Raw genomic sequence first — 8,349 nt, 5'->3', positions numbered from 1 at the left:
GCGCTCTTGCGGGACATGACTGCACCGCCATCGACGTGCTCGCGGCTACCGACTACGTCGCTGCGGCCATCGAGGTCATCGACAGTCGGATCCAGCAACGGCAGATCGGCATCATCGAGTTCGTGGCCGACAACGCCTCCTCGGCGCGGTTCGCGCTGGGCCGCAAGAGGGTTCGGCCGGCCGATGTCGATCTCACCGACCTCGATGGCCGCAGCGACGTAGTCGGTAGCCGCGAGCACGTCGATGGCGGTGCAGTCATGTCCCGCAAGAGCCGTGCCGAGGACGAATGCCACCGTGACCTCAACGCGTGGACGACACAGTGATGAAACCGCAACCGTCCCTCCGTCCTCGACTCTCATGTCCGAGAGCAGGTGGCCTAAGCCAAGCTCGTTCACACCAATCATCCGCTGCATTAACGACGGTGACAGGCCAACCTTGTACCCCACCACGCGCGCACCGTTAGCAATCCGCTGGGCGACGTTGGCGCACTGGACTGCATATGCATCGGCGGCGTCCAGGGTGGGACAGATCTCTATAAGAGATGCAATGGGGTGATGCATCTGTTCAGCTCGCCGCAGCATCCAAGCGGCATCATCGCGGACTCGTGCATCCACCATCAGGTCGTCTTTGGCCATACCGCTCTCGCAGGGAGGTGAGCCACGGACTGGATGTCACCCGCGTCACGTCGCGCCGCTTCCGTCGCCAATGGTGAACGATCGGCTGGTGCTAACGCGACCTCATAACGGCGGGCGCGAGCAGGCCCTTCCCGGTCCATGGGACACAGCATGCTTAAGATCCAATCTCCAACCACGCCCGCAGTGCCGACAGCCAAGTTGATGGAGCGAACCAAGCCAATCACGACGTTACGCTCAAGTTGCGATGAGCTGTCCAGCCCTTTACATGCCTGTGGCCGCGGCATCGTCGAACTGTTGTCTTACGCGTCGGACCAGCGCGCTGCCCGAACCCGAGGCGCTTCATTTGCTCGCTCACGCGACTCGCCCACCGAGATTCAGCCAATTCACCCGATCCGCGTCGTCGCGGCAGTTGTGTGCTGAAATTCCTGGAGGGCGCAGAGGGTCGGCGCCATCAACGACAAGCGCGGTGCTCGACCAATGTCCATGGTTGGAGACCGCTGTCATCTGCCACCCCTCACCTATCACCGAAACTGTTGTCCCCGTCAAAACAGCACCTCACATCAACCAGTCGATGGACCCAGTTGCCACACACATCAACTCTCCTGCGCGCAACCACAATCGGGCGCGGAAAAGATGAGCAGCACACACGTGAATAGCGCCGACCTCCTCGCCACGGCTTGCAGGGGCTTCCGGTCTCGAACGATTCGAACCGTCGGGACGCGTTCTGTGATCCTGTTGTCAAAGTCTGCTCAGCCAGCGGCGCACGGAAAACCCATTATCCACATATCGGAAAGAGATCTCATTCAGCTCTGCGCGGCTTCGGCATCATCGACCTGAACGCCGTCGGCGCTGGAACAGCTGCTGCCCCGTTGGGGGCCTACCCTTTCAACGGCATCCCAGTTCTACCGATCCGAGCCGATCGACTGTCGCAACGACCACGTCACCGGGGCCGACCCGCACAGCAGCCGTCAGGCCGCCGGAAAGTACGACCTGCTCGGCCGCTAGGCCTTCGCCCTGAGCGGCCAGACTCCGCACCAGCCACGCTACTGCCGCTGCGGGGTGACCGAGCGAGGCAGCGCCGGAGGCCGTGCCGATCACTTGACCGTTGTGCTCAAAGATCACCCCGACAAGCCGGAGATCGATGTTCGCCGCAGGAACCGGGACACCGATCATGAACCTTGCGGCCGAGGTGTTATCGGCGACGACGTCGGCCATGGTGAAGTCGTAGTCGTGGAATCGGGAATCCAGAACTTCAACGCCGACCGCCACCCCAGAGCACGCGGCGACGACGTCCGAAGCCGTCACGTGAGGGCCGGCAAGGTCTCGACCGAGGACGAAAACAATTTCCGGCTCGCAGCGCGGCTGTATGAGTTGCGAGGTGTCGAGCGGTTCGCCGACGTCTAACGCAGCCGCGGCAGGCAGGAAACCGTAGATGGGACTGCTCACGCCCATCTGGCTCTGCTTAGCGCGCGAAGTCAGGCCCAGCTTCCACCCAGCGAGTGCTCCGCAGGCCGAGCGGAGCTCGCGCTGCACGCGATATCCGGTGGCGATGTCGAGGTCCGGGTGCTCATCGGTCAGCCTACCGATCGCCGTTCGGTTGGCCGCCGCCTTGTTGAGCCGCTCCGCCAGCTCGGTGACGTCTGGGCTCGAAATCATGCTGATTCTCCCACCCGCACTGTGACCGGGCCAAGCCTGTCGAACTCGGCGCGAAACACATCGCCGGCGGCGATCGGGACGGCCGCGTGTAGCGCGCCGCTCATGATCAGGTGTCCGGGTTCAAGGGCTATGCCATTGCGCCCCAGAACATTTGCCAGCCAGGCCACGGCGGCGAGCGGGTCGCCCAGTGTGGCAGCACCTGCGCCGGTGTCGACCAATTCACCGTTGCGGGTGAGTGTCATTCCAATCAGCCGAGTATCGATCCCGTCGATCGGTACAACCCGACTGGAAACAGCTAAGGCACCGTGAGAAGCCATGTCCGCCACGGTGTCGGCGAGCTTGACTCGCCAGCCTTCGATCCGCGAATCGATGATCTCCATGCCGGCAACCACCCCAGCGATCGCGGTGCGCGCAGCAGTGGTGGTGATGCCGGGGCCGACAAGTCTGTCGCGCAATAAAAAGACAATCTCAGCCTCGATCTTGGGCGAGACGAAGTTGTTCAGCAAAATTTCGGCACCATCGCGGTAGACCGACGAGGCCAGCACCGGCCCGTAGTCCGGCGAGCCGATGGCCATGGCTTGTTGCATCGACGCAGAAGTCAGCCCGACCTTATGGCCTACCACCTGGTCGCCATCGGCCAAAAGCAAGGCAAGCAACTCTTGTTGAACCGCATAGCCGTCTTCCATGCCCAGTTCCGGCTCGACATCGGTGAAGGGCGGAATGGGCGTGCGAGTGCGATGCGCATCGTAAAGTGCGCGAGCCATTTCGGCGACCGTCACAGCATCATCACCCCTTCGGCCAGCCAGCAGGTCTCCTCGGATGCTCGACGGCCGGCTGCTCGAGAACAACAAGATTTCCATCTTCTGGAAGCAGGCAGGCTGTGAGAGCTGTTCCGACAGGAGGACTTCCAAAACATGAAAGCCGCCTGTAACGCTGGAAGTTTGGTGGACAAAATCAAGATTCAGCCCACACGTGTACTCGCGGGTGAGGTCGGACTTGGGGTCCCAGCAACTGGGGTTGACGTCGTTGGCCGGCTCTCGGAAACCCGGGACACCACAGACGCGGCAGCGACGAACGGATTTGTGTGTCAAATAGCAAGAGATCCCGTGATCATCTCGGATGAAAAAGATGTCACCAGGGCGGCGATGGCTGTCATGGATCAGACAACGGACCCTCGACTGCGCGAGATCATGAGATCGGCAGTGAGGCACCTGCACGCATTTGTACGAGAGGTGCACCTTAGCGAAAAGGAATTCCAACAAGCAACTGCGCTCGTCAATGAAATCGGCCAAGCCAGCAATGACGCACATAACGAGGCCGTGCTCATGGCCGGATCGCTAGGGATCTCGACGCTGGTGTGTCTCGTCAACAACTGCAACGACGACGTGACCGAAACGCAGCAATCGCTTTTGGGTCCTTTTTGGAGAATGCAGTCTCCCCGCACCGAAAGCGGTGGAACGATCGTGCGATCCTCATTAGACGGCCCTGAGCTGTTCGTTGACGCCAAAGTCATTGATCAGGCAGGAAATCCGATTGCTGACGCTGAGGTGGATGTGTGGCATTCGTCGCCACAAGGACTGTATGACAATCAGGACCCGAACGCGGCTCCAATGAACCTGCGGGGCAAATTTACTACCGATGCGGACGGCAGAATTTGGTTCCGCACCGTCAAGATGTCGGGCTACCCCATCCCAACGGATGGCGTTGTAGGCAAGTTGCTTGCGGCACAAAACCGCCATCCCTACCGGCCCGCACACCTGCATTTCCTGATCTACAAACAAGATTTCAAGACGATGATTTCCCAAATCTATGTCCGCGACGACCCAAATCTCGATTCGGACGTGCAGTTCGGGGTCACCCACGCACTCGTCGGCGATCTCACCGAGCATCCCGAACCCCATCCCACCGATCCCCAGGTACGCCCCCCATGGTTTTCACTTCATCAAACCTTTGTGATGCGACCCGGAACCGCGGAACTGCCGCGACCGCCGATCACGTGACCATTTCATTCAGCGCCTCAAGTTTCGTGGTGGGGCCGCGCACCCAGACGAGTAGGGGAAGATGAGTCCACGCAATCTGCAGCAACTGCTAGACACGACGGAAAACACAGTTGAGCTGTTGAGAAACTCGCAGCTGGGCGCATATACCTATCCGGTCGTACCGGCCGAGTTCACGAACTGGCGACGCGAACAGCACGCCTGGAGAGAGACCGCGGCGCTGTTCGACCAATCTCACCACATGGCCAACCTGTTCATCTGCGGTCACGACGCATTGCGGCTCGTTGCCGAGACCGGGGTCAACAGCGTGGCGCACTTCGGCGTCGACACAGCCAAACAGCTCGTGGCGGTCAACCCACATGGCCACGTTATCGGCGACGGCATCCTGTTCAGGCTCGCCAAGGACGAGTTCGTTTGTGTCGGACGGGCGCCCCTGTCCAATTGGCTCGCATTTCGCGCCGAGTCCGGCGGCTACGACGTCGAAGTGAGACTGGATGAGCGGTCACCGATGCGCCCCTACGGCAATGCCGTGCACCGCGAGTTGTGGCGGCTTCAGATACAAGGCCCCACCGCCTGGCCGATCATCGAAAAAGTCAATGGCGGACCTGTCGAGCAACTGCCGTTCTTCCACATGGGCACGATGTTGGTCGGCGGTGAGCCGGTACGCACGCTGCGCCACGGAATGGCCGGAGCCCCGGGGCTGGAGATCTGGGGCCCCTATAAGAGCTATCAGCGGGTTCGTGAAATCTTCCTCGAAGCAGGCCGCGATCTTGGACTAGAGCCGGTGGGATCGCGTACGTATGCGACGAACACGCTCGAATCGGGATGGATACCTTCGCCATTGCCCGCCGTGTACACGCACGACGATATGCGCAGCTACCGAGAATGGTTGCCGGCCACCAGCTATGAAGCCGTCAACTCCTTGGCGGGCAGCTTTGTCTCGCCGAACATCGAGGAATACTACCTCACACCGTCAGAGCTGGGGTACGGCTCTTTCGTCCGGTTCGACCACGACTTCATCGGTCGTGAGGCGCTTGAAGCTCACCAGCCCGACAAGTTGCGCCGAAAGGTCACTCTTGCATGGCATCCCGAAGACTTCGCTAAACTGCTGGCTTCCCCCGCTGATCCTGAAGGCCCTGGCTACCAGGCGTTCGAACTTCCACTGGCCAATTACGGATCTTCCAATTACGACACCGTTATTGATGCCGAGGGGCAAGCGGTGGGCATGTCCCTGTTCACCGGCTACACCGTCAATGAGCGCAGGGCGCTATCCCTGGCGACGGTCGAGACCAGTGTCCCTCTGGGCGCCGAGGTGCAAATCATATGGGGAGAACCTAACGGAGGGACGCAAAAGGTGGTTGTCACCCCTCACGAGCAGCTAGCCGTACGCGCGACGGTCAGCCCTGCGCCGTACGCGGCGACGGCGCGTGAACTCTACCGGCCAGGTTGGCGTACTGCGGATGCAGCGGGACTGCGAGCATAGACACCACAATCACCACCGTTGAGAGGATGGCGGTGGATAGCTTGCACGAAGGCCAGCTTTAGCTCTTGCGGCACATTCAGGAGTGCGAGGCGTGGATGGCGCAGGACTTCGCGCAACGCCATCATGAAATGCTCGCGTTCGTCGACACTGAATGAGCCACTCCGACAACCGGACAGCACTGATGCGCGTTAAGACGAGCGTCTTCGCCTGAAACCGTCGGATTCCCATTGGATGGAATTCGGCTATGCGTCCTTGCGTCGGTGGGTTCACAGTGAAAAGAGTGCCGGCGTAGATGTGGCCACCCGCGACTGGGCCAGCTTCGAACGACGCGGGAGAAGAGAGCTCGGTGATACAAGACGACGTCGTGCCCGATGTGGTGGGCCAACGAGCCGGCGTCCCCACTGCGGCGACGCCTGCCGCTGATGCGGTCATAACCGGACCGCATCAGCGACCTGTCAAGGGACAGACAGGCCCTGTCATTAATCGCGTCGTGAAGATCCTGTCGGCGTTCAGCCGAGACCGGCCTGCACTGACGTTGACGGAACTGGCTCGAATTACCGGGATACCAGTGGCCACCGTCCACAGGCTTGTCGGCTACCTGCGCGCATCGGGAATCTTGGAACGTCGCCTGTCTGGGCACTACCAGATGGGCTTGCGCGTCTGGGAATTCGGATCTTTGGCGCCACGCGGGGTGGGTCTGCGAGAAGCCGCGTTTCCGTTCATGGAGGACGTTTTCCAGATCATCAGACACCACGTCCAGCTTGCAGTACGTGAAGGTAAGGAAGCGGTGTTTATCGAACGAATCACCGATCGCGACACGCTGCCGGTCCTCAACAGGATTGGTGGGCGCTTCCAGCTACACCCCAGTGCTGTCGGGAGAGTGTTGCTGGCTCACGCTCCGCCGGCGGTGCAGGACATGGTGCTCGCCGAACCGCTTGAACGCTATACGCCTTACACAGTGACTTCCCCTGTGCAATTGCGCCGCATCTTGGCCAACGTCCGAACACAGGGGTTTGCCGTCAACGACCGTCAGATCACCGCTGACAGTTTGTCGGTGGCAGTGCCGGTGCGAGGTCCCGAGGGTACTGTCGTGTCCGCGCTCGCGCTGGTCGTGCCGACGGGTTACGCAACACCGCGCGCGCTCGTGCCCTTGCTGCAGGCCGCGGCACGAGGTATTTCGCGGGAACTGGCCAAAGAAGGTGTTCGCCTCGACGAGGCAATGCAGGGTGCCGAACATTTTTCCGAATACAGGTATCCGGCGCGGGCCCAGGAGAGCGGCTCCCGACTCGAGCGGCGTCGCAGTCGTTTTGGCGCATCGACAGGCCCAACTCGCATCAGCTGACAACGCAAGGACGCGTCCGCCGATGTTGGCCGACTGTCGGGCTTGTGTAGCAGGAAATCGATCAAAGCTTAGCGCTGTGACCACGATTCTCCCGACCCCCGTCCGTTGATCCATGGCTTGTGACAGTCTTGCGGCCCAGTTGTGGGCACTCAAGGCTCGACAGATCATGGCGACGAGGAAACGGCACAATCCGGAGCAGATTGTGCGCAAGCTGATGGCCGCCGACCGGCTGTTGACTGAGGGCAAGCAGACCGCGGCGGTCTGCGGCGAGCTCGGTGTTTCCGGGGCCACCTATCCCTGGGGGCCGCAATCAGATCGGCGGCTTGAAGGCCGAGAACGCAAGAGGCTCAAAGACCTTGAACGAGAACGCCTCGCTCAAGCGGCTATTGGCCGATTCCGGGTTGGAGAAGGACGCGTTGCGGGAAGCTTCGGCCTTGATTTCCGGGGCGACGTGATGGGCGCGCTTCACAGCTTCCTCTGGACCATCCACGGCCTTCTCGAGTACACCGGCTACCGCCACGACCCTGCTTAGCTGCTCTGCCAGAGTGAACGCCTGGGTCGCCCAGCTGCCGGTACGAATTAGCGGCGTTCCCTGGGGGTCCTGACTGTTTTAGGCGGCATCGTCGCTGAGTTGAGGCTCTGTTTACTGTGCGTCATAACGGGATTGGAATGCGATAAGGGCGTTCGGGCCACGTTTCCGATGGCCCTATACCTCGTCGCTGGTGTCTGGTTTCTTGACGACGCTTATCCGGTCGCGGCCGATGCGGCTTTGGATGTCGCTAGGTGCAGCGACGATTTCGCCCCAATCACCAGCCGTCTTGATGATGGCGCTGCAAATCACTAGTGATCACCGTCTCGTACCGGCTGTTGTCCGAATGTCTAAAGGTCCCTACCCGCACCCGTACTCGGGCTCGGTCGTACCGATCGCCGACGCCGCCATGTCGGCCCACAGCAGCGCCAACCACCGACTCGCCGCTTTGTCGTGCACCACGAGTTGAGGTACCGGGCGAGCAGGGCATTGCGCGCGCTGATGTTTTCATGGTCAGCGTCGTGGCCCCTTTTCCTGCAACGCGTCGTTGACCGAAGTTCTAGTGGTATCACCGACGCTGCCTCCCAGCAGACCCCATCGCCAGGCGCAGATAGAAGTCACGGTCGACCGTCTGTGACATTCCCAGTCAGCAAGGCGCGCTGCGACTTCGGAGGAAGCAAGCATGGCAACCGTCTAGCGAATGCCTC

Annotated in this window: 6 protein-coding genes and 1 pseudogene; 4 read left to right on the top strand and 3 right to left on the bottom strand. The window is 61.1% G+C overall.

Annotated features, from left to right (window positions below; all coding sequences use genetic code 11):
* The 3 genes from A9W96_RS31815 to A9W96_RS25845 all read right to left on the bottom strand — a co-directional run.
* Window positions 1-635: 2-keto-4-pentenoate hydratase (locus A9W96_RS31815; protein ID WP_156765414.1), on the bottom strand; the 635-nt coding region annotated here is incomplete at its 3' end.
* Window positions 636-1,520: 885 nt separating this feature from the next.
* Window positions 1,521-2,291, bottom strand: a complete 771-nt coding sequence (locus A9W96_RS25850) for a 2-keto-4-pentenoate hydratase (RefSeq protein ID WP_082972622.1) — start codon at window positions 2,289-2,291, stop codon at window positions 1,521-1,523.
* Complete coding sequence (locus A9W96_RS25845) at window positions 2,288-3,070, bottom strand: 2-keto-4-pentenoate hydratase (protein ID WP_197499652.1); 783 nt, start codon at window positions 3,068-3,070, stop codon at window positions 2,288-2,290. Before A9W96_RS25845 ends, A9W96_RS25850 begins: the two co-directional genes overlap by 4 nt.
* Window positions 3,071-3,397: 327 nt before the next feature.
* Between A9W96_RS25845 and A9W96_RS25840 the strand changes: the two genes are divergently transcribed.
* From A9W96_RS25840 to A9W96_RS25825, 4 genes and pseudogenes are all read left to right on the top strand, one after another.
* Entirely contained in the window at window positions 3,398-4,291 is an 894-nt protein-coding gene (locus A9W96_RS25840; protein ID WP_067144114.1) for a dioxygenase, read from the top strand.
* 61 nt (window positions 4,292-4,352) lie between these two features.
* Window positions 4,353-5,771 carry a glycine cleavage system protein T gene (locus tag A9W96_RS25835; protein ID WP_067144112.1) on the top strand — a complete coding sequence of 473 codons (1,419 nt, stop codon included), beginning with the start codon at window positions 4,353-4,355 and terminating at the stop codon, window positions 5,769-5,771.
* A gap of 490 nt (window positions 5,772-6,261) precedes the next feature.
* Window positions 6,262-7,113: an IclR family transcriptional regulator gene (locus A9W96_RS25830; RefSeq protein WP_231999902.1), complete on the top strand. Its 852-nt coding sequence runs from the start codon at window positions 6,262-6,264 to the stop codon at window positions 7,111-7,113.
* Between the two features lie 166 nt (window positions 7,114-7,279).
* A pseudogene (locus A9W96_RS25825) lies at window positions 7,280-7,538 on the top strand (transposase); the annotation flags it as partial.
* Window positions 7,539-8,349: the final 811 nt, after the last annotated feature.

It is taken from the genome of Mycobacterium sp. 1245852.3, from assembly GCF_001669335.1.
GTDB classification, from domain to species: domain Bacteria; phylum Actinomycetota; class Actinomycetes; order Mycobacteriales; family Mycobacteriaceae; genus Mycobacterium; species Mycobacterium europaeum_A.
This window is presented reverse-complemented; position numbering and strand designations above follow the sequence as displayed.